The following is a 22,324-nucleotide window of genomic DNA, read 5'->3' as shown; positions in this document are numbered from 1 at the left end:
ACTGCCTGCCATGACCGCATCCACGAAGCGCGAACGGCCCGATCACTCACGCCGTGATCACTGGAGAGCCGGATGACAGGGAAACCGTCATGTCCGGTTCGGCGGGAGGCCGCGCGGAAAAGGACCTGCCACGGGCAGGCACCTCGCCGCGCGGCCGACCCAACGTCCTGGATCTGCCGGCGCCGGCGCTGCGTCCGCGACTACGAGCGCCTGCCCGCCCACCACCTCGCCATGGTCACCTGGTCGATGACCATCCTCATGACCCGCCGCCTGGCCCGACGGGCAGGCCACCCCGGATGAACCGGCCGGTCAGGCCGCCACGGCCCGCACCACCGCCCAGGCGAACCGGCCCCGATCCGCCTGCACCGCCCACCCACGCACGACCAGACGCTTCGCCTTCGCCCGCACACCCTCCACCACTGAGGCCGTCGCCTCCAGCCCGAGCAGACGCGCCAGCTCACCAGCCTGCAACGGCTCCGGGGACGCCCCCAACGCCTGCGCCAGTTCCCGGTAGATCGGCGGGAGAGCGCCCAGCCCCATGCCGGGCTCCCGCACCGGCACAGCCACCCGGATCCCGCCGTCCGCTCCCGCGATCGCCGGGCCGATCGCCACGGCGGCGCCCCGGCCGTCGGGCCTCCCATGCAGCACATCCCGCAGCGTCTCCCGGGCGATCACCAGCCGCGACAACTCCGCCTCGGCCTCCCCGAGAGCAGCAGCCACTCGCCCCGAAGCCGCTCGACCTCACGACGAGCCCCGGCTTCCCGCTCCTCCACCAGCCCCAACACCGACGGCACCAGCAACCTCCGCATGGATCGAAAGAGACGAATCAACAGATCTCTCCCACACAGGACGGAAGTTCACGCCATCCCAACGATCACCCGATCCAGCGATCCGCACGGGTTAGTGATCAGGCTCTCACTGATTGGCCGCCCGGTGCCCCGCGACGACACGGCCACTCATTGGGATGCGCGAACTCGATCGCTTCGTAAGGACACGTCGGCGTGGTCGTCTGCAGGGACCAGGACACGGATCGATGAGGAGGCGCGAGTGCCCGAGCTGTGGGCAGGGACGGATGCGGGCAAGGCCGAGCACCACTGCACGGTCATCGATGCCGAGGGCAGGCGGAGGCTGTCCCGGCGGGTGGCCAACGACGAAGGATCCTTGCTCGAACTGATCGGCGAGGTCTTGCAGCTGAGCGAGGGCGAGCCGGTGACCTGGGCGATCGACCTGAACGCCAGCGGTGCCGCCCTGCTGGCCGGCCACGGGCAGAGGCTGCTCTACATTCCCGGCCGCACCGTCCACCACGCCTCCGGCAGCTATCGCGGCGACGGCAAGACGGATGCGAAGGACGCCTACGTCATCGCCGACCAAGCCCGCATGCGCCGCGACCTGCAGCTCCTGCAGACACCGGACGAGATCGCCGTCGACCTGCGGATCCTCACCGCCCGGCGCTACGACCTGGCCGCCGACCACACTCGGGCGATCAACCGCCTGCGCGCCCAGATCCTGGAGTACTTCCCGGCCCTCGAGCGCGCCTTCGACTACAGCACCTCCAAGGCCGCCCTCGTCCTGCTGACCGGCTACCAGACACCCGCCGGCCTCCGCAGAATCGGCGAGGCCCGCCTCGCCACCTGGCTGGCGAACCGTAAAGTTCGAAACGCCAAAGCGGTGGCCGCCACCGCGCTGGAGGCGGCCCACGCCCAGCACACGGTGATCCCCGGAGAGAGGACCGCCGCGGCCATGGTGCACACCCTCGCCAGGGCCGTGATGGCCCTGGACGAGGAGATCGCTGCCACTGACACGGCGATCGAGGCCAGGTTCCGCGAACACCGGCACGCCGATGCGATCACCAGCATGCCCGGCATCGGCACCCTGCTCGGCGCCGAGTTCATCGCCTGCACCGGCGGCGACCTGGTCGCCATCGGCACATCCGGCCGCCTGGCCGGCATCGCCGGCCTGGCCCCCATTCCCAAGGACTCCGGACGTATCAGCGGCAACATGCGCCGCCCCCACCGCTACCATCGCCGTCTCCTGCGCGTTTTCTATCTCTCCGCCCAGGTCGCCGCCCGCTGCTGCCCAACCTCCAAGGCCTTCTACGAACGGAAGAGGAGCGAGGGCAAGTCCCACAAGCAGGCCGTCCTCGCTCTCGCTCGTCGCCGCCTCGACGTCCTCTGGGCCCTCATACGCGACCAGCGCACCTTCACCACCGAGCCGCCCCGACGCGATCTCGCAGCGGCATAACCCGTCACCGTCCGCTACCGGGCCCTTGACAAACCCGATTGGGAATCAGTGCATCCGCGCGGCGGGGCATTGCGGCGTACAAGTCCATTTGAAAGGAGGACAGTTCCGAGATTGCCTGCTGGCGAACGGCTTCAGGGACCACAATCGACACCGACGACCTTCGGCTCTGTTGTGCGACTCGACATCACACAGCGTGAGACGGAGGCCGTCGTCTTGTCTGGCAGATCCCCATGTGGGTGACCAGCTCGAACAACCCGGAGTCGATCACCGAAGGTGAAACGACAAGCTCAGAGACCGTTGCCAAGGGTCACGCGCGGGTTGCTGCTGCGCGGCACGGATCTCCACCTTGAGTCAGAACCCCAAACAGCCTGTCCAATACAGCGGGCCACAGGAAAGTCCGGAGCCGCGCTCCATGCAAAACGCCCGGGCGAGAAGTCCTCGGCCCGGGCGCCTGCAAAAAAGCTCGCAGCCTGCTCAAAGTGGCCACATGCGGCAACACCCCTAATTGTCATACTCGGGGGGTGAAGCCGAATTTCTAAAATCCACTCCGACTGTCAGGGTGTCGAGCCAGAACAGTGGAGCTGTCGGTTGATTTCATCAGCCGTCTTGGCGCCGTTTTTTGTCCAATACTGGCCGGGCTGCAGAGCAGCCGCACTCACCTTCTCCATCTCGACTGCTCCAGAGAATCCAGAACCATCGACAGCGGTGTAGCTGATCTGTAGAAGTCGGGGCAGTTTAGCGGATTCGTCAAGTATCTGACGGTCGGCGAATCCTTCGGGAACCCACCCTCGGGCGTCTAGGATCACTATCCTCCCCTTGGCCGCCTCTTCGGTATTCGGGTCAGATGCCGTGAACATTTTGACACGGTCACCCTCAAGGTCGGCCACCGTTACCTTATCCAGCCGATCATCCGGGCAGAGGGGGACGAGTATCTCAACCTTTCCATCGACGAATCGGTAGCCGAATGCAGGCGGTTCCGGGTCCGACATGAAGCATCCGGCGAGGAGTCCAGAGATGGTGGCCACGCACGTGGCGAGAGCCATCTTTCTCATCACAGGCATTGTGTATAGTTCCCCTTCCCCAAGCCCGCCTGCTGTTCATAGATGTTGGTGCAAGCATCTACACCCGCACTGAAATACTTGAAGGGGAACAGAATTCCGAACCTCATCCACTGGAAGGCATGAACCCGCTCGTGCTCAAGAACGTCGTCCGTGCGCATGCTCGGGTCATTCCCCGTGAAAAACGTCGAACCAATAGTCGTCCCACCCCTGCTGTGGAGCCCCCATCCTCCGGAGCAGACAGCTATGTAGCGAGTCCCGGAGCAGCGGTAGCCCAACCACGGGGCCGTTTTGCGCATGAGATAGTTTACACCGACAAGAGATGCCGTCCTTGCCATCTCCTTGTTGGCCCTGTAGAAGAATTTTCCGCCGCTAATAGCCTTTCTCTTTGCCAGCTTCAGGCCGCCCTTGATGGATATCCTCGGCACGGGTCGGATAATGCTATTCCATGCCTTTCCGCAGAATTTGCAACTGATGCGACCATCAAGGTCATAACGGTTGATTGGGTCAGCGTAGTTGTACTCGTAGGCGTTGGCACTGCCGCCGTGGACCGGGTCCGTCGAAAGGAAGCGGCCCGTCCCGGTGTTGTAGAGGCGGACACCCATGAGGACGACGCCGTCGAGGGCCTCGGTGGAGCGTTGTTTGCCGCCGAGCCAGCCGTAGCGGGTGGCGGACTGGCCGGTGGCCGGGTTGCCGTACTCGTCGGAGTCGAGGAGGACGGGGGTGGTCAGGGCGGTGTCGGTGATCAGAACCACGCTGCCGAACAGGTCGGTCAGCTGGAGTTTGATCTCGCCTCCGTTCGTGCTGGTCGCTACGAGGTCGCCGTCCGGGCCCTTGGTGTTGCGGGTCCAGGCGTTGGTGGACTCGTTCTCGACGGTCCAGGACGGGCTGTCGCCGGCGCCGGCGTAGTGGTTGATCTTCGCGGGTCCGTCGACCCAGGTGTCGTTCGTCTTGCTGGTCGCGAGGTGGAATCGGGAGAGCCGGCCCGTCGGGTCCAGCGTCCAGGCGCGGCGCGCTTCGGTGGTCTCCTGGGAGGCCACCATGTCGTTGGTGTAGTACCCGATGGTGTCTGTTTGGGTTTTCGCCGTGCGGCCGAAGGCGTCGTAGGTGTAGCCGGCGTCCGTGATGCGGTCGGCGCTGTCGTAGGTGTGGGTGGTGGTGGTGCCTCCGGTGGTGGTGCAGGTGCCGTCGGTGGCGGGGCCGGAGACGGTCCCTGCGGTGCGGTTGTAGTGGGTGTCGAAGGTGTAGGTGCGGGTCGTGCAGTCGCCGGTGGCGGTGGTCTGCTCGGCCTTCACGAGGCGCCCCAGGCGGTCGTAGGTGTAGGCCTTCGAGCTGTTGGTGGTGGTGTTCCGGGTCACCTGGGACTGGGTGGAGATCTCCTGGTTCTGGGCCCAGATGACCGTGTTGTCCGAGGTCCGCGTGTAGGTGCGGGCCACCGTCTTGTCGGACGCGTTGGCGGTGTCCTTGCGGACGATGTCACCGGGGTAGGTCTGCTCGGTGAGCTGGCCGTCGGGGCCGTACTTGGCGGTGAACTCGCCTGCCCGGCTGTCGTTGACGGAGGTGACCATGCCGCGCGGTTCCTTGGCACGGTCGTAGGTGTAGGTGACCGCACCGGTCGGGTCGGTGACCTTGACCGGCTTGCCGAACCTGTCGTACTCGGTGCTGGTGGTGCCGCCCTCGCCGTCGGTGTACGAGATCACCCGGCCCAGGAGGTCCTTGACCGTGGTGACGGACTTGCCGCCGGCCGTGGTCTTCACGGCCGCGCCCGTCGCCGGGTCGTACTCGGTCTCGGACTTCGGCACCGCCTGGCCCTCGCCGCCGGTGACCTCGGTGGAGACGGTCCGGCCGACGGCGTCGAAGACGGCGACGGTCGCACGGGTCTTGCCGGCGTTGGTCTCGGTGACCTCCTCCGGCTTCCCGGCACGCGAGTAGCGGGTGACCTGCTTGACCGGCAGCGTGGTGGGCATGCGCGCCGCGTCCGCGCCGGTGATGTCGGCACCCGGCCCGCTGGTGCACAGCTGGCCAGCCCACTCCGGGCGGTTGGCGCAGGACGTGTTCGCGGCGTTGGCCCCGGCCGTGTAGTAGACGGACTTCACGGTACTGGCGTCGGCCTGGGCCGATCCGGGGACCCGGACCTCCTCGGTGCGTCCGCTCGCGTCGTAGCGGGTGCTGGTGGTGAGCTGTGCGCCGAGCGCGTCGGTGGTGACTGCCGTCGCCTTCTTCAGCGTCCAGCCACTGGTGCCGCCGAGCGGTGTGCCGTAGCCGGTCTTGGTGACCCGAAGCTCCGCGTCCTGGGCGTAGCCGTCGATGCGGGCGCCGTCGGTCTGGGTGGTGACCAGGTGGTAGGCCTGGCCGTCGGGCTTGCCTTCGTCGTAGGTGTTGGTGTTGTGGTCGCGGGCCACCACGGAGGTGCCGGCCGGGAGGGTCGGGTTGAGGGTGGTCTTGGTCAGGGTGATCTGGTCGATGCCGGCCTGGAAGTACGGCGCGGCGGCGGACGGGTTGGCGCCGGTGACCGTCAGCTGGAGCTGGTGGTCGCCGGGCTCCAGGTGGACGGCGGCCCCGGCTTCCCAGGGGACGGCGGTGAGGGTGCCGCTGTAGCCGTCGAAGGTGCCGGCCAGGTCGGTGCCGTCGATGGCGAACTTGACGATGCCGTAGTCGCCGGCCTTCGTCAGGCGGGCCGTGAACTGGTAGTCGCCGGACTCGGGGACGCTGACGCGGAAGGTCGCGCTGTCCCCGGCCTTGGTGCCGCGCAGCATGACCTGCGAGTTGTCCGACCAGCCGCCGCTGACCCAGTTGCCCTCGTCGCGCTGGACGATGACCGTGGCGGTGGTGCCGAGCTGTGGGAGCTTCTCCCCCTCCGTCACGACCTTGGCCGGGGTGGTGCTGCCGTTGACCTGCTCGGCGAGCAGGGCGCGGTAGGCGGGGCCGAGGGTGTCGACGACGTCGAGACCGTTCGGGGTGTAGGTGGTGCGGGTGTCGAGCAGACGGGCCCGGGCCTTGGGGTCCGAGGGCAGGTTCAGCTCGGCGGCGAACCGGTCGGCATCCGGGTGGACGTTCAGCGCGATGGCGCGGTTGGTGGCCTCCAGAGTGCGCACGACGTGGCCGTAGCGGTCGTACTCCTTGGTGTCGATGTCACCGCACGGCTTATGCGTGACGTCGTCGCAGGCGGTGACGGACTGCGCCGCCGTGTTGACCTCGTTGCCGGAGGCGTTGAGGTAGTGGACGATCGCCTGCTGATAGCCGTTCTTGCCCGGCGTGGCCGCGCTGGCGGTGTGCGTGCCCGGCTCGTCCTCCGGCCCGTAGACGGCGGTGGCATCGGTGGGGGCGTCGGTCTGTGCCCACGTGGCCACGTCCGCGCCGGACATGTCGTACGGACCGTCAGCGCTGCGGGTCAGCGGCACGTCGTAGACGACCTTGGTGGCGGTATCGCCGTTCACCTGGTCCTTGGTGCCCTGGGTGAGGGCTCCGCGGCGGACCTTCAGCAGACGGCCCGGCTCCTGGTCGGATCCGGCCTTGCCGAAGTCGAAGTCCCACGGCAGCTCACCGGGCACGCCGGTCCGGGTGACCCGGCCGTCCGTGTCGTAGGCGTACGTGGTCTTCAGCGGCTGGGCCAGGCGCGGGTCCCACCTCTCGGCGATGTAGCCGCGGTCGTTGTAGGTGTACCGGGTGACCTCGACAGCCTCCTGCCGGGAGGTGGCGGGGTTCCAGGACCACACCTTCACGGCCTTGATCCGGTCGACGTAGTCGCCCGGGGTAGTGGACGTGGCAGTGGTGGTCTTCGCGTACTCGTACTCCATGACCTCGCAGCCGCGCGGCAGCGGGTCGACCGAGCACTTGTTGGCGTCGTCCACGCCCGGCTCGACCGGCGGGATGACGCGCTTGACCAGGGAGCGGCCGTCGGTGGTGTCGTACTGGTAGCGGGTGGTCGAGGCCGCCTCGGGGCCGCTCTCGCTGACCACCTGGTAGATGCTGGAGCCGGCCTGACGTGCGAACACCGTCTTCGAGCCGTCCAGGTCGGTCAGCTCGTAGGTGGTGCCGGCGGTCTGGACGTCCCAGATCTGGTTGGGACCCGCCCAGCAGGTCCAGATGGTGGCGCCGCGGTAGGCGTCCAGGCACTTGCCGGACTGCTGGTTGATGACCTGGCCGTCGGCCAGGACGTCCCAGCGCTGGTTGGACCAGGCATTGCAGTCCCACAGCTGGACGAGGGTGTTGTCCGCGCTGACACCGCCCGGGTTGTCCAGGCACTTGCCGAGGAGCTGCAGGCGCTGCTGGTCGTCACGGCTCCACTGCTGGTTGGCCGCGCCGGTGCACGCGGCGCCCTGCAGGGTGGTGCCGTTGTTCGCGACGCCGTTCGGGACCTCCAGGCACTGGCCGGAGGAGTTGACCAGCGCGCCGGACTTCGCCGCCACGGCCTTCAGCGTCAGCGACTCGGCGCCCGGCTCCGGGAAGAAGCTGCCGTCGGTGCCCTTGGCGAAGGTCAGCGACGAGTCGTCGTTGCCCTTGATCTCCACCAGGTCCGACTGCGGGAAAGACAGCGAGCGGAACTCGGATCCGGTTCCGGCATCCGGGCCGCCGGCCCACTGCGGACCGAACGGAGCGACGATCTCCTTCAGCGACAGGTCGTCGAAGAAGACCTCCTTGCCGCTGCCACCGGCATTGCCGTTGTAGAGACGGAACCACGCCTCCGTGGCGTCCTTCGGGACCACCATGTCGACGGTCAACTGCTGCCAGCCGTCGGTGTAGGCGGCCTTGGCCGAGGGCACCGACCCGTAGCCGGCCCCGGTCTTGTACAGGCCGACCAGGCGCAGACCGTAGTCGGGCAGCGGGTTGTCCAGGCCGGTCGCGCCGGGCACGTAGATCCAGCCGGTCAGCCGATAGGTCTTCCCCGGGCGCATGCCCTGGCCCAGCGTGTACTCCGGGCCGAGCGAGGCGAAGGAGTCCCAGGTACCGGCCCCGCCGGGGACGACCAGGAGCGAGTCGGTGGAGCTGTCGTGACCGCGGGCGGTCGAGCGGGACAGGGCTGCCTGCCCGGCCGTGAACCCAGCGGTGTCGGTGCCGATCTGGCGCTGGTTGAGCGTCAGGCGCTCGCCCTGCGGCTGCCAGCCGCGCGCGAGGTCGCGGGAGGAGGAGGTGCGGGCGAGTGTCATGCCGAACTCGCTCGCGTCGGTGACACTCGTCGAGTAGTCGCCGGTCAGCAGGTTGACGGAACCGGGGCCGATGTCGGTGGCGGCGGCGCCGTCGGCGTTGCGGTCGACGGTGAGGGTGTTCCATGCGGTGGTGTAGCCGTTGCCAGAGCCGTCCTCGGGGAACAGCACCGCGCGGACCTGGACGACACCGCCGACGTTGCCGAGGGTGTCCAGGACGTTCCAGTTGGCGTGGCTGCCGAGGTCGGCCAGACGCGGCTTGTCCTCGGTGACGGCCGTGTTGTCGGCCTTCGTCATGTTGGTGCGCGGCACGGTGTACTCAGTGGCGCCCGGGCCACGACGGTACTGGTAGATCACCCGCTTGAACTGCGACTGCGCGTCCACGCTCAGCTTGACGCGCTTGGCGGACTGGGTGCCGTTCACCGGCGAGCTCATGCCCGCCTGTCCGACGTGGAAGACATACTCCACCGGCGGCGACAGGTTGCCCGCACGGTCCTTGGCCTGCACGCTCAGCACGCGCCGGCCCTCGGTGGTCGGGGTGATCGTCGTGCTGACGTTCGAGGTCGCATTCACCGTCACCGGCGCGGCACCGTCGAGGGTGTAGACGTAGCCCACCAGGTCACCGGTGCCCGCGGCAGGCGTGAAGGTGAAGGATCCGCCCTGGTTCGCCGCACCGTGCCACAGCCCGTCGTTCGGGTAGCTGGCGGATGTCACGGTCGGCGCGCCCGGTGCGACGGTGTCCGCAATGACAGTGGTGCCGACCCAGCCGGAGGCCGCGTTGGCGTCCGACACGCGGGCCCACACCCCGTAGGAGACGTTCTCGTCCAGCCTCGCGACACCGAGGTCCTGCGGGGTGACCTGCAGGTAGGTGTTGGCGGGCACCAGGCGGTAGATGCCGTTGACGAAGGTTTGGCCCCGCCACAGGTCGACATTGACACCAACCGTGCCGCCGTCCGCGTCATCGGCGCGGACCAGGAAGCGAGGAGTGGCCGAGTTCGTGTAGGTCGGGCTGCCGGGCTGCGAGGGCTGCACATCCACGCTCGCCGGGGTCGGCGGCACGCTGTTGTACGTCACCGAGATGAACGGCGGGTGGCCGCCCTCGGAGGAGTCGAACCGCTTCCAGCTGTTGCTGTCGGACTCGTTGTCCGCCTTCAGGCCCATCGCGTTGGTCCCGAGGCCGTTGCCGGCCCACGAACGCGCGAGGGTGGTGATGTCCGCCTTCGTCCAGCCCGAGCCGTCACCGTTGGCGCACTGCTGCGGGTCACCGGAGTCGATATCGCGGGTCTCGAAGGAATAGGACCATTCCTTACCCCAGAGCGGCTGCGCGTTCCAGCGCGTGCCCGTCGAGGCATAACCGGTGTCCCACACCTCCCACTCGGTCTGCGCGCAGGAGTAGGAGTGGAAGTTCCACAGGTACAGCGTCGCTCCGAGGACCTGCTTGCCCTGGTAGTCCCAGGTCGGGAAGTGCAGGAACGAACGGGCCTTGACGCCGCCGCCGTTGTACGTGCCGACCTTCAGCTCGGTGGAGGAGGACTGGTCGGTGCCGTAGTCGCTCTGCACCCAGGTGTCGAACGTCGACCCCAGGTCGACCACCGGGTCGATGGTGACGGGGAACTGCCGCCCGGTGTCGTTCAGGAACGCGGCATCCGGGGTGAATACCAGCTCGGCGTCCTTGCCCTCGCCCCGCAGCTCCATCGCCACCGGGGCGCGGTTCAGGTGCTCGCCGGAGGCCGGGTCGATCACGGCGTCCCACATCACGGGGGCCGGGATCCTGACGGCGGGCCTGCCCGAGTCCTTGTCCAGCAGGTGGATCGAGCCGTCCGCCTGACGGGCGACCGTCAGGCCGGTGGTGTCCAGCGGCAGCGTCAGCGTGCCGGCCTGGGATACCGCGGCGGGGTTCTTGACGACCAGGAACTGCTCGAAGCCGGTACGGGTGGCCTCCAGCACCAGGTCCACGCCCGGGCGGGCGTCGACGTAGGTGGCCCTGTTGCCCTCCAACTTCGGCTGCGGCAACTTGCCCAGCCAGCCGAACGTCAGCTGCTGCTCACCGGAGCCGGCCTTCACCAGCTCACGCTCCGCAGGCGCGGGCTGCACCGGCGCAGGGTCCGCGACCGGGGCCAGCGCATGGGCGGTGCCGTGCGAGGCGTGCTCGGCCGTGGCACTCGGGGAAGCCGACGGGCTCGGCAACGCACCCGCGGTGGCCGTGGGCGTGGGCGTGGGTGACGCCGAGGGGGCGGCCGCCGTTGCGGTGGTCGAGGCCGTCACGGTGGGCGTGGCACTCGGCGAGGCGCCGGCGGTGGCCGTGGGGGCGGGGACGGGCTGCGGCGCAACGGCACCGGGAAGGCCGTCGCCCACGCTCACACCGGCGTCGCCGCCCTCGAAGACCAGGCCTTCGGGGTGCGCCTTCGGGGCCACCTTGCCATCCGCGGTCCGCACGAGCGTGGTGTCCACCGGAACCCACGCGTCACCGACCTTCATCCGGATCGGACCGGCGGACTGCTCGGCCGTCAGCGTGCCGTTCGGGTTCGCCCACAGGGTCGCGTACTCGGTACGCGCACCGGTGACCTCCACCCGATGCCCCTGCAGACGGGCCGACAGGAGGGCGGACGCCTGGTCCGGCGCCTCGTTACCCGAAGGGGCCGAGAAAGGAACGGGAGCAGCGGCGGCCGGTGCGGCGGTCAGCGCGTCGAGCGCGACCCCCGTCTGCACCAGCAGCCCCAGCGTCAGCAGACCGGATATCCGGCGCAATCTGCGCGAAGAGAAGGCCCCACCCGCGAACACGGGCGAGGCCGGAAACCGTCGAGACATCAGATTCTTTCAAAGAGAGGTCCGCATGCCGCGCGAACACGCGGCGTGCACCAACCTCCCATCCCCAGACGCTCTCTCACGCCCAGTTAGGATTGCGATCACATAACGGCGATCTGGTTAATCACCGGTAACAAGGTAGCTATCGACCAGTACGCCACACTTCAGCCCATATTCGCGCCATGGAACCAAGCCCTACCAGGTCAGAGCTTCAGGACCCGATGCTTCGCGACCCCCCGAATCACTACAGACGATGGGGTGACCAACGTGCGTCAAGAGGTCACCTGAGCGATCCGCATCGGTTCACAGACGACAAGGAGATACGAACTTGAGCATGGCCACGATGGCAGGGTCACCGGTTTACGAGGTCCGTAATCACTGACAAAGTCTGAGCATTTGCCAGACGCGATGGATCCGCGGCAGCGAGGCCCCCCGTCCAGGCCACCAGACATCACCAAGCCGCTACCCGGCCGCGCCCGGACGCCGCCATCACCTTGAACCGCCCCGGGTTCGGTGGGGACTCGATTTCGTGTAAGGATTCGAGTCATGGCACGTCCCTCCTCTTACCCGCCTGAGCTGCGCCGTCGTGCGGTTCGCATGGTCGCCGAGGTCCTCGGTGACTACCCGAACGAGTCCGCCGCGCTGCGGGCCGTCGCGGAGAAACTCGGTATCGGCTCGGCCGAGACGCTGCGCAACTGGGTCCGGCGGGACCAGGTCGACTCCGGGCAGCGCCCGGGGACGACAACGGAGGAGTCCGCGCAGATCAAGGCGATGAAGAAGGAGATCGCCGAGCTGAAGCGGGCGAACGAGATCCTCAAGGCCGCGGCGAGTTTCTTCGCGGCCGAGCTCGACCGGCCACATCTGCGCTCGTAGCGTTCATCGACGGGCACCGGGGCCGCTTCGGCGGTGTCGAGCCGATCTGCCGCGTGCTCTCCGAGCACGGCTGCAGCATCGCCCCCTCCACCTACTACGCCTTCAACAACCGTGTCGAGTCCGCCCGTTCGGTCCGCGATGCGGAACTGAAGGATCTGATCACGACAACGTACGAGGACAACTTCCGGGTCTACGGCGCCCGCAAGATCTGGCGCGAGTTGAACCGCCGCGGCCACGCGGTGGCCCGCTGCACCGTCGAGCGGCTGATGCGGGACCTGGGCATCACCGGAGCCGTCCGCGGCAAGCGCGTGGTCACCACAGTTCCCGACCCGTCCACCGAACGGGCTCCGGACCTGGTCGACCGCGACTTCGTCGCGCCGGCGCCAAACCGGTGCTGGGTTGCGGACTTCACGCATGTGGCAGCATTCGCCGGCGTCGTCTACGTCGCGTTCGTCGTGGACACCTTCTCCCGGCGCATCGTCGGCTGGTCCGCCGCGACCACGAAGCAGACAAGGCTCGTCCTGGACGCCCTGGAGATGGCCTTGTGGCAGCGCGACCGCGACGGATACCCGCCCAGACGGGGCGAGTTGATACATCACAGCGACGCGGGCAGTCAGTACACGTCTTTCCGCCTGGCCGAGCACCTCGATGCCGCCGGTATCGCAGCCTCCATCGGGTCGGTCGGCGACGCCTACGACAACGCCCTCATGGAGTCCACGATCGGGCTGTTCAAGACCGAGCTGATCAAGCCCCGTTCAAGACCGAGCTGATCAAGCCCCGGCGGCCCTGGCGCACGCTGTCGCAGGTCGAGCTCGCCACCGCCGAGTGGGTCGACTGGTACAACCACCGCCGACTCCACGGTGAGATAGGCCACGTCCCGCCCGTCGAGTACGAGAACACTTACCACCTCACAACCGCAAAACCGCAGGTCACAACCACAAGCTGAGGTCTCTATCGAACCCGGGGCGGTTCAGAGCGTGAAGACCTCCACCAACGTGCCCCTGGCCGGCCAGGGAACGGACGCCGCGAAGAAGATCGTCGGCCGGAAGCGCGGCATCCTCACCGACACCCTCGGCCTGCTCCTCGCCGTGACCGTGGCCGCCGCGAGCCTGTCCGAGAACGCCCTGGGAATCAACCTCCTCAACCAGGCCAAGAAGACCTACCTGAGTATCTCGAAGAGCTGGGTCGACACCGGCTTCAAGAACGCCATGATCGAGCACGGAGCCGGCCTCGGAATCGACGTAGAAGTCGTCGCGAGAAAATCCGACGTCCGCGGCTTCCACGTCGTGAAAAGGCGCTGGGTCGTCGAACGAAGTCGGGGGTGGCTCATGTTGTGCCGCCGCCTCGCTCGCGACCACGAGACCCTTCCGGCCAGCTCCGAAGCCATGATCCACATCGCCTCGATCGACAACCTCACCAAGCGCATAGCGGACGAAACCACACCAACCTGGCGAGGAACCTACTAGGGCATAAACGGCAATTCGTTCACATCAAACGCCCTCTCGGTGCTGCCTGGGTGGATCGTGCAGCGGTCGTGTACATCGGCAAGGCCGCGGGCCAGGACGGATTGAATCAGCGGCTTGCCACCTACCGCCGCCACGGCACCGGCCTGATGGCCGGCCACTGGGGTGGTCGCTACATCTGGCAGTTGGCCGACTCGGACGCACTGCTCGTCGCGTGGCGGCCGATGACCGAGGGCGACGTGGGCGAGGCCGAGCAGGACCTGCTCGATGAGTTCAAGGAACTCCACGGAGGAGCTCTGCCCTTCGCCAATCTCAGGAACAACGCCCGAAAGGCTCCGAGGGCGAACACCACCATCGATTGACCTCGGTCACTCCGCAGACGGCCGCGCGCCGACACGGGCCGCAGCCCCTCGACGTCGGCAGAGGATCGCCCGTCGGCCGGGAAGGCGCGGGCGGCGGTGACCAGGGCGACGTGGTGGTGCCAGCCGCGCCAGGTGCGGCTCCGGAAGTGCTCCAGGTGGGCCTGTCCTCGCCGACAGCCACTTGACCAAGAGGGCCTTGGCCGCAAGGACACCGTCCCAGGCGGCGCTGCCGCCCGCCTCGGCGGCCAGCGCGCGGGGAACCTTCCCTGCCAGCCGCACCTGCAGGACCCGCAACCGCGAGCGGCAGCCAGGGCGCGGTGTTCAGACCAGCCGCCCTGCACCGGCGTACTGTTCGCTGCTCCGGGCCGCCATCGTGCAATCGAGTGCCATCAGATCTCCGGATCCGGACCTGCCGGGCACCCGGTGCGCCGAGACTGGTCCGGGGCCGCGCAGTCCCCGTCCTGCGATCGCGGGCGCCACGGCGACCACGGCCGCCAAGAGGCCGACCCCGTTCCCAACGCCCGAACCGACCAGCGCCAAGGAGCAACCGCAGGATGCCGAAGAACACCGCCACCCCGGCCGCCCCCACGCCGCAGGAGGCCTACGCGGACGCCCCCGAGCCGCACGTGGAGACAGCGGCGATGCTCAACCTCGCCCGCGCCGACCACGGCACGTCGCCGATGCACGGCCGGGAGTGGGTACTACGCCATGCAGCGCTGCTCGACCGCACCGCGCTGCAGACTTCCGCCCCGCCGGCCGACGCCGCCGCCGGCTCCGCGGCCGGGCCGGACAGGCGCCCGGGCCCGGCCGTGGTCGGCGCCGCCCTGCAGCTGCGGCAGCTCGACCGGCACGGCGGCACCGGCCTGGGCCCGCTCGGCCCGGACGCAGCCGAGTGGGACGGCGACGACGGCGTCATCGGCTACCTACGCCAGGAGTACCTGGCCTGGCGAAGCGCGCAGCTGTCCGACCTGACCGCGGTCGGCGCGGTGATGCGCGCCATGTCCGAGGTCACGGACGACAACGTGCGCTGCGGACAGGCGGCTGGCCGCGGCGAACCCTGGCCGCACGAGCAACTCCTCGACCTCGCCCGGCGCAGGGTCGCCGCCTACGTGCGGGCGGTGGGCTTCGGGATCGACGCGGTCGCCGACCAGCAGCGCGCCGAGCAGGAACTGCGGGAGCTGGAGGCCACCGGCACATAGGCGCTGGTTGCGGTGGACGTCCGCTTCAGCGTAGGGGGTGAGCTCCGGGCGGCGGGGCCTGGGGCCCTCAGCGCCCCACCGGCCCAGCCCGGGGCCCGCTGCTCCCGGTAGTGGCAAACCCCTCGCCGACGTCAGGAAGTCACCCACCAGCTGCTCAGCGGGTCTCCGCTCCATCCCGGGGCCGCTGGCGTGCTCGTCCGCCACCTGGCCGCTGCTGCTCATCCCAGCATGCCCGCCCGCTCTGGCCGCGAGTGCCGCCGGACCCCTTCGCCCGGTCATCCGTGCAGGTCAGGGACGTTAGGGGGCTGCTGGTTGGGCCTGGTTGGGAGTGAGGTCGGGGCGCCGACGGAACGACTCGTGACGCCCGGCCGGTCCTGGGAGGCCGATCCGCGTCGGCAGAAGGCGGAGGTCCGGGTCGGCAGCTTGAGGAAGATCGCGTCGCAGACGCTGCCTGGCGGCCCGACCGCGCCGCCGAGATCCACCGCCGCTGACACCCTGGTCCACGCCCATCTGGCCAGGCCCGGCCACCTCTACGCCGCATCGCTACGCGGCCACGCCGCCGTGCCAACGGACGTTCATCCACTTCGGCGGCCTGGTCCGGCAGATCCTGACCGTGGGCAGCATCGGAGTCGTGTCTCGCCGAGGGCGACCACCACGGCTACCCTTCGCGGCGGGGGCCTGTCGGCGGCGTGTCTTGCTGTTGGGCCGTCACTCCCCGTGTGCCATCGGTCTGGTAGCGTCCCGGTCGTTGTCATGAAGGGGGCGGAAGGTACATGGGGCACCGCAGCAGGGGCTTTGCCGGGTCGGCGGTCGCGGCGGTGATCGCCTTGGCGGTTACCGGTTGCAACAGCGGTTCGGGCGACCAGCACAGGGCGCAGGACGCCAGCTCTCCCGGAGCAACCGCCGCGGCGAGTTCCTCGGGCGCTGTCGCGGCCCTGCCCGTGGGATCGCCCGGGACGGTCACCCTCTCGTGGTGCGGCAGGAAGGCTCCCGGTGGCAACAGGCCGGACGTCCAGGTGATCACCCTCGCCTCGTACTCCGTGACCGACGGGAAGCAGGTCGCCCAGAGCGTTTCGCAGCTCCCCCAGGGAGCGGACGCCGGTGTCCTCTGCGACCGCTCCGGCCGCGGCACCGTGCCGAGCGTGCTCCGGCAGAGCTTCAACGGTGACTTCACCCTCGTGGCCGGCCGACTGCTGTCCTCGCCGGGCCCGCAGGCGGGCAACCCGAGCGACGGCTCCGCTGCCGCCTTCACGCTCAAGCCGGAGAGCACACCGGTCGGGGCGCCGCCCAGCGACGGCTTCAGCGCGATGCCGAAGGACAAGGCCCCGGTCTTCCAGAACGGGACGTCGACGCTCTGGTACGCGAACGAGCAAGGCCATGTGATGAGCCGTGACCTGGGCCGGCAGGGCGCTGCCGCCACCGACCACGGCCTTGCCCACGGCCCGGTATTCACCCTCGCGGGCGACCATCCGTGGTCACGAGCCCCCCTGAGCGCCGGCACCAAGTTCGTGGTCGTCAACCCGGCCGGTACCGTCGCCGCCGCCGGGGGCGACTACAACCTCGGGATCTGGCGCAAGGACGCACCGGCGGCCGGGTACGGGGACGAGTACGTCGTACCCACCCTCGTCGGCCCCTCCAGCACCGATCCGACCATGCCCGGCTCCGCCGATGTCCCCAAGCAGTGCGCCCCCAAGTTCTGGACGGACGACCACAACCTCATCTGCCTCTCGGCGAAGAGCATGCACCGCGTGACCTTCGCAGCCTCCTTCGATTCCGTGGAGAAGGTCGAGAAGCTGATGCCCGACACCGACCGCGAGACCAACAACTTCGTGCTCTCGCCCGACGCCAAATCAGTGGCCTTCCTCTCGCCGACCAGCAGCGCTGCCGGCGCCCCCACCGACCTCTACCGGATCGACCTCACGCCCGGCGCCGCTCCCCGGAAGATCGCTTCCATCCCGTCCGACGCGCCGGGCACGTCATCGTCCGGCGAGCTGCGGATGATCGCCTGGCAGTAGCCCACCACGGTGACCTCCCGGCCGGCCCACGACCAACGGCCGGCCGGGGAAGCCGGGCCCGACGACCGTCCTCCTGGCCCAGCTCTCTTCGGGGATCAGCTTCCGGTCTGCCCCGTCCCCAGCCCAACCGCGCTGTATCGCCGCACAGGGCCGCCTTCGGGACAATGCCCAGCCCTATCACCATTGTGCGACGACCACGTGCCGGAGCCATGCCTGCTCCAACCCCGAACCGGTAAACGAGTTCCCACCCGGCCATCTACTCGACCGGGCTCTGAAGGAGCGCGTGTACGCCTGGTGCGCACAGCAGTCGGTGAGCTACCAGAGCGATCTGTCCGTCGCTCCCGGCTGGAAGGCGGGCGGATGGCCGGCCCCCTTCACCTTCCGCGACCCGGCCGAATCCGACGAGGAACGGCAGTGCGGCGAGTGCAGCGGGCCCCTGGAGGCGCTGCTCACCATCGACGGCAGTGAATGGGACGGGGCCAGTGGCAGCTGGCGGCCGGCCGAAACGACCTCGGACACGGCGAAGCTCGTCGGGAATCCCTACCGGAGCCTGCGCAATCCCACCATGATGACCATCGGACGGGGCTACACCCTGCAGGTGTACAGCTGCGTCGGCACGCCCTCGCACCTGCCGCGAACGATCATGCAGTAGCGCCGGGCACCACCGGGCACCCATCCCGTACGGGCCCGGCCGAAGCGGCCGGGCCCTGCTGTCACCGGCCCGGGTCGCCGGCGGCGAGGGGCCGTCCGCAGCACGCCTGCCCCGGTCGGTGCTCGCGGCCAGGTACGGCGTCGGCCCGCCAGGAGAGCAGGACGTGTTCGACGGCGCGCGACCTGGTGACCAGCGCCCGGTGCAGCGGCCCGGCCGTCGTCAACATCCCGTTCACAGCATCACGCGACCCGGTGCTCTCCGGTCGTCGGGTGCAACCCGCGGCGGAAGGCCGTCGTTCCTCCGGCCGGCGGTGAAGGCGAACAGGCCGCCGAGAGCACAGAGGGAGACCGTACGTTGCGGGTCGTCGTGGAGTCCCAGCGGTTCGAGGCCACAGGCCATCAGAGATCGGGCGCCGCCTGGCGCTACTACCGCGGTTGGCGGTCTTCCGGTCTGGCCTGCTCGGCGAACGGATCGTCACGAACGGGACGCAGGGGCAGGCAGGATAGGCCTAAACTGCACGCAGTTCTGGGGAGTTGGGGGGCTGGTGGACCAGCGGGTGATCGCAGGCAGGTACGCGCTGGAGCGGTTGCTGGGCCGGGGCGGGATGGAGCAGCAGACTCGCCACGATGCCGTTCGAGAAGACCCAGCCGACACCGGCCGGACGCCGGGCGCTGGCGATGCGGTGGTGGTAGGCGGTCACCGCTCCGAGGACGGGCAGGACCATCGCCGCCAGCCAGGCGTCGACGTTGCTGAACCCGGCCTGCGAACCCAGTGACCCGGCCACGTGCGGCACCAACCACGCCCAGACGCCTGCCCCCGCGCAGACGGTGGCGGCGGGCACCGCCCGATCCCAGCCGCAACGGCGCTCCGCGATACCAACATCACCAGCCACGGCCCGACGATACGGCCCGGCAGTTCGCAGGTCACCGGCCACGCCGGGGATCTCATCCGAACGAGGCCGGGTGAGCGCCGAGTTGACCCGAGCGCCGACCGGGCGACCGCAGCCGCGCATCGGCGGCCGCCCGGGTCAATGCGACCCAGAGCGCGGCCAGTTGGGCAAACTCGGTGCGCGCCGACCGTGCCTGCTGGGACGATCAAGGGCACTGACGGGGCTGGGCGAGAGGACGGTATGGAGACCAGCAAGACGGTGCGGGCGGTCGTCATGGACCGGCGGGTGGTCTTCCGGACCGACAGCACGCCGCACACCGGCATCCAGTCGCTGCTGACCTGGCTCCGCCGGAACGGACTCGCCTGGGTCCTGCTCACGGGCGACGGCTTCGACGCCGCCGCCGCGTGCGCCGCGGCCGGCCTGCCCGCCCCGGCGCTCCACCTGAGCCCGCAAGACCTCCCCGGCCGCGAACCACGCGGCAACGCCCGCTGGCTGACCCACGCCGCCGAACTGCTCGGCCTGCGCGCCAACCAGCTCCTCATGGTCGGCAGCAGCCAGGTCGACTGGTACACCGGCATCCATGCCCACGTCCTGTACGTCCACGCCCGCTGGGCCGACGTGGCGACCAAGGACGTCCTGGCCCTGACCTACGAGCACCCGGACGCCATCCGCGCCCTGCTGGAGAACTTCCTCCTGGCCGAACCGGACTTCGCGTTCTGCATCGACGACGACGTCCGGGCCTTTCGTCTGCGCGCTCTCCTGCCGCCGAACGTCCGCCTGCCGGCCAGCACGCCCGCCTCGTTCACGCTCCAGGACGTCTTCACCTACGACAAGCCGGTCACCATCGCCGGCCAGCCCGGCCGCGACGTCCTCATGCTCCACCTTCTGTGCTCCGCCTACCTCGACGGCGCCCTGCCGGCCAGGTCCCTGCAGTTCTGCGTCTACCCCAGCAGCACGCCGGGCAAGGGCAGCCCGCAGCTTGCCGCCTACCTCGAGCTCGCCAAGACCGTGGTCGGCTCCTACTTCAAGGCCGACCTCCTGGAGCGCGCCGTCCAGGCCCCCGATACCAGCCTCGAACGCGTGAAGGCCCGGCGGACGGGCATACCCGCCGGCATCTCCATCGCGGCACAGGCCCAGAGTGTGCGCATCAACCCGCGGTACCGCCGGACGGTCGCCGGCAAGACCATCGTGGTGTTCGACGACTTCACCACCAGCGGCATGTCCTTGGACTGGGCCCGCACCCTGCTCGCCGAGGCCGGAGCAGCCGAGGTCATCGCGCTGACCATCGGCAAGTACCCGGGGCCGTACACCTACTACACGCCCCGGCCGGGCGTGCGCGTCGATCCGTTCAGCACCAACACGCTGACCGGCGACGACTTCACCACCACCACCGTCAACCCCGACATGGGGCCCGGCCCGGCTGCGGCCCTGCAGCAGACGATCCACCGGCTCATCGCCCAGCGCCGCACGGAAGCCGCCGCCCCCACCCCGACGGTCGGCAAGACCACGACACCCACCACCGGACCCGCCCCCGCAGCGCCCGGCCGGCTGCCGCACCCGCGCACCGACCCACCTGGCCACCCGATCCCCGACCCCCCCTACCGCACGCCGCGCGAGCGGCACCTGGGCGAGCAGCTCGCCCGGCTCCAGGGCATCGGACACCTCACCTGGCTCTGGGAGAACGAGATCGACGACTACTGGGACGACGACCCCGGTCCGATGTGGTGGATCGCCGGCCCCGGCCACGCCGACGCCCTGTACGACCTCGAAGCCGCCGAACTCGTCGTCGAGGCGATGAGCGCGGCAGCAGGCCGCCCCTGGAAACCCGCCAGCCCTGCCGAGTTCGCTCCCGCCCCCCGCTCCACTGTCGGCCGCCGCGCCCCGCTCGGCGGCGTCTTCCGGCCGCGGTCCGCGCCCCCGACCGGGCGCGAGCGCCGGCTGGGCGAGCAGCTCGACCGCCTCCAGGTCCAGCGGATCCTGATCTGGAACCGGACTGAAGCACCGCCCCGGCCCTGGTGGTGGATCGTTCTGCGGGATCAGCCTCAGCTCCCCAGCTTCTACGAGCTGCAGGAGGCCGAGGACCTCGTCGCCCGCCTGTCCCAGGCCCACGGCATCCCGTGGACGCACGCCGCGCCGGCCGCGCCGAAGACCCCGGCAGGCCCTTCGGCGCCCGAACGCAGCACCCCGGCCGCACCCTCCGGGCAGCTGCTTCCGATGCAGCCCTTCCGGATCGCCCGCCAGCGCCATCTTGCCGAGCAGCTCAACGCCCTTCAACGCCAGGGCCGTCTGAGCTGGCGTGGCGCCTACCTCCTCAAGCCGAGAACGGACGGGAAGAAGGAGACGACCACCGCCCTGTGGTGGATCACGCTGTCCGGCGAGGGCGAGAAGCTGCACGAGACCCTTGGCGCCGAGGAAGTCGTCGCCCGGGTGTGCGAGGAAGCCGGCATCATCTGGGAACCCGTGCCCTACCCGGGCGGAAAGCGGCAGCTGGACATGACCCTCGCCCGGATCCAGGCCCGCCGCGCCCTGCAGGGCTAGCACCAGCGACCCGGGCCCCACACGCCTCGTGCCGACCCGGAAATGTCGAGGGTCTTCGACACCCATGTCGAAGACCCTCGACATCCCGTCCACCAGATGTCCCCGCTGCCGGTACACGCCGACAGCAGCGAGGCCACGAAGCGGTGGCGTCCACGGCCGTGCATGCGGACCGAGACGGTCGACCACCATCCACAGCCTGGAGGCAGGCCGCCCTGGGCTCGGCGCGCAGCGTCGCCGGCCGGAGCTGGGCAGGGACTCAGGAGCTGTGCTCGTCGTCCGGACGGGGAGTGAAGAGGACGGCCTGGTGGATCCCGGCGTTCTTGAGCTCCTCGGTGACGATGCGCAGCACGGTGCGGGCCATCAGCGGCATGACGGCGCCCTTGCAGTCGAGCCAGACCGACGGGACGTCCGGCTTGGTGGCGACATAGTTGGGGGAGTAGAGGTCGGTGTCGTCGATGAGGTCTTCGGCTTCGTCGGGCGGCAGTTCGGTGCCGTCCTCGAGGACGGCCCACAGGCGGTGGTGAGCGGCGGTGGTGAGCGCGGTGAGGGCGGCGTCGTGCTGCGCGGAGCGGACCGCGATCTCCCAGTGCTGGACGAGTGGGTCACCGTCATCGCCCCCGCTGATGCGCAGCAGGCCGGGATCGACGGTGATGCCGCCGGGTTCGCCCGTCGTCAGGACGGCCTGGCTCATCCAGTGGCCGGCCTGGGTGGGGATCCACTGGGTGGCGTCGGCGATGCGCCAGGCCATGTCCGGTCCGCCGAGGGCGGCGGCTCGTTCGAACTGCGCTCTCGCGCTCTCCCAGCCGTCGATGCCGTCGTTCTCCAGGGTCCGGAGCGCGCGCTGGTAGTGCGCCTCGGGGTCGTCCTCTGCGCGCAGGGCTGTGGCGTCGTCGGTGTCCATGGCCACTATGGCTAGCACTCCGCTCCGACAGCCGGCCCGCTGCCGGGCCGGACCGGGTGCTCGGCGTGCGGCCCGGCAGGTCGACGACGCCACGGCGACGGCCCTTCGCCTTCGCCGCCGCTGGCCGGCCGCCGCTGCCCGACGGCCCCCGGGGCCTGCCCGGTTGCTGGAAGGTACGCCCCGG

At 69.5% G+C, this 22,324-nt stretch carries 12 protein-coding genes and 2 pseudogenes; 8 read left to right on the top strand and 6 right to left on the bottom strand.

The genetic code is table 11. From position 1 onward, the window contains the following. Positions 1-309: 309 nt before the first annotated feature. Complete coding sequence (locus ACWEQL_RS17925) at positions 310-720, bottom strand: hypothetical protein (RefSeq protein WP_452151223.1); 411 nt, start codon at positions 718-720, stop codon at positions 310-312. Positions 721-1,047: 327 nt separating this feature from the next. Between ACWEQL_RS17925 and ACWEQL_RS17920 the strand changes: the two genes are divergently transcribed. Then, positions 1,048-2,241 carry an IS110 family transposase gene (locus ACWEQL_RS17920; RefSeq protein WP_452151222.1) on the top strand — a complete coding sequence of 398 codons (1,194 nt, stop codon included), beginning with the start codon at positions 1,048-1,050 and terminating at the stop codon, positions 2,239-2,241. A gap of 554 nt (positions 2,242-2,795) precedes the next feature. On the opposite strand, the gene ACWEQL_RS17915 is transcribed toward ACWEQL_RS17920, so the two are convergent. Together ACWEQL_RS17915 and ACWEQL_RS17910 are read right to left on the bottom strand one after the other, a co-directional pair. Continuing rightward, positions 2,796-3,293, bottom strand: coding sequence for a hypothetical protein (locus ACWEQL_RS17915; protein ID WP_452151221.1), 498 nt, complete (start codon positions 3,291-3,293; stop codon positions 2,796-2,798). Beyond that, complete coding sequence (locus ACWEQL_RS17910) at positions 3,293-11,191, bottom strand: ricin-type beta-trefoil lectin domain protein (protein WP_452151220.1); 7,899 nt, start codon at positions 11,189-11,191, stop codon at positions 3,293-3,295. Before ACWEQL_RS17910 ends, ACWEQL_RS17915 begins: the two co-directional genes overlap by 1 nt. A 603-nt stretch (positions 11,192-11,794) precedes the next feature. On the opposite strand from ACWEQL_RS17910, the pseudogene ACWEQL_RS17905 reads away from it, so the two are divergent. From ACWEQL_RS17905 to ACWEQL_RS17880, 6 genes and pseudogenes are all read left to right on the top strand, one after another. Further along, positions 11,795-13,067: pseudogene (locus ACWEQL_RS17905) on the top strand (IS3 family transposase). 22 nt (positions 13,068-13,089) lie between these two features. Next, positions 13,090-13,587 (top strand): annotated as a pseudogene (locus ACWEQL_RS17900) (transposase); the annotation flags it as partial. 68 nt (positions 13,588-13,655) lie between these two features. Continuing rightward, positions 13,656-13,946, top strand: a complete 291-nt coding sequence (locus ACWEQL_RS17895) for a hypothetical protein (RefSeq protein WP_452151219.1) — start codon at positions 13,656-13,658, stop codon at positions 13,944-13,946. A 554-nt stretch (positions 13,947-14,500) separates the two neighbouring features. Further along, positions 14,501-15,145 carry a hypothetical protein gene (locus tag ACWEQL_RS17890; protein ID WP_452151218.1) on the top strand — a complete coding sequence of 215 codons (645 nt, stop codon included), beginning with the start codon at positions 14,501-14,503 and terminating at the stop codon, positions 15,143-15,145. Positions 15,146-16,185: 1,040 nt separating this feature from the next. Beyond that, entirely contained in the window at positions 16,186-17,160 is a 975-nt protein-coding gene (locus ACWEQL_RS17885; protein WP_452151217.1) for a hypothetical protein, read from the top strand. Between the two features lie 283 nt (positions 17,161-17,443). Next, a complete protein-coding gene (locus ACWEQL_RS17880) occupies positions 17,444-17,812 on the top strand; it encodes a hypothetical protein (protein ID WP_452151216.1) in 369 nt (122 codons plus the stop codon). Positions 17,813-17,873: 61 nt separating this feature from the next. On the opposite strand, the gene ACWEQL_RS17875 is transcribed toward ACWEQL_RS17880, so the two are convergent. Further along, positions 17,874-18,047, bottom strand: coding sequence for a hypothetical protein (locus tag ACWEQL_RS17875; protein WP_452151215.1), 174 nt, complete (start codon positions 18,045-18,047; stop codon positions 17,874-17,876). Between the two features lie 273 nt (positions 18,048-18,320). Next, on the bottom strand, positions 18,321-18,704 hold the full coding sequence (locus ACWEQL_RS17870; protein WP_452151214.1) for a hypothetical protein: 384 nt from the start codon (positions 18,702-18,704) through the stop codon (positions 18,321-18,323). A 237-nt stretch (positions 18,705-18,941) separates the two neighbouring features. Here ACWEQL_RS17870 and ACWEQL_RS17865 point away from each other — a divergent pair, with 237 nt between their 5' ends. After that, a complete protein-coding gene (locus ACWEQL_RS17865; protein ID WP_452151213.1) occupies positions 18,942-21,239 on the top strand; it encodes a hypothetical protein in 2,298 nt (765 codons plus the stop codon). Between the two features lie 256 nt (positions 21,240-21,495). Here the strand turns inward: ACWEQL_RS17865 and ACWEQL_RS17860 are convergent, their stop codons facing one another. Next, positions 21,496-22,140 (bottom strand): hypothetical protein, encoded by a 645-nt coding sequence (locus tag ACWEQL_RS17860; RefSeq protein WP_452151212.1) that lies wholly within the window; start codon positions 22,138-22,140, stop codon positions 21,496-21,498. Positions 22,141-22,324: the final 184 nt, after the last annotated feature.

The sequence above is a fragment of the Kitasatospora sp. NPDC004240 genome (assembly GCF_053603215.1).
This window is presented reverse-complemented; position numbering and strand designations above follow the sequence as displayed.

What these genes read in the sequence shown, in the direction of transcription:
- ACWEQL_RS17860 (WP_452151212.1), bottom strand. Translation starts at nt 22,140, where the DNA reads ATGGACACCGACGACGCCACAGCCCTGCGCGCAGAGGACGACCCCGAG.
- ACWEQL_RS17915 (WP_452151221.1), bottom strand. Translation starts at nt 3,293, where the DNA reads ATGAGAAAGATGGCTCTCGCCACGTGCGTGGCCACCATCTCTGGACTC.
- ACWEQL_RS17865 (WP_452151213.1), top strand. Translation starts at nt 18,942, where the DNA reads ATGGAGACCAGCAAGACGGTGCGGGCGGTCGTCATGGACCGGCGGGTG.
- ACWEQL_RS17890 (WP_452151218.1), top strand. Translation starts at nt 14,501, where the DNA reads ATGCCGAAGAACACCGCCACCCCGGCCGCCCCCACGCCGCAGGAGGCC.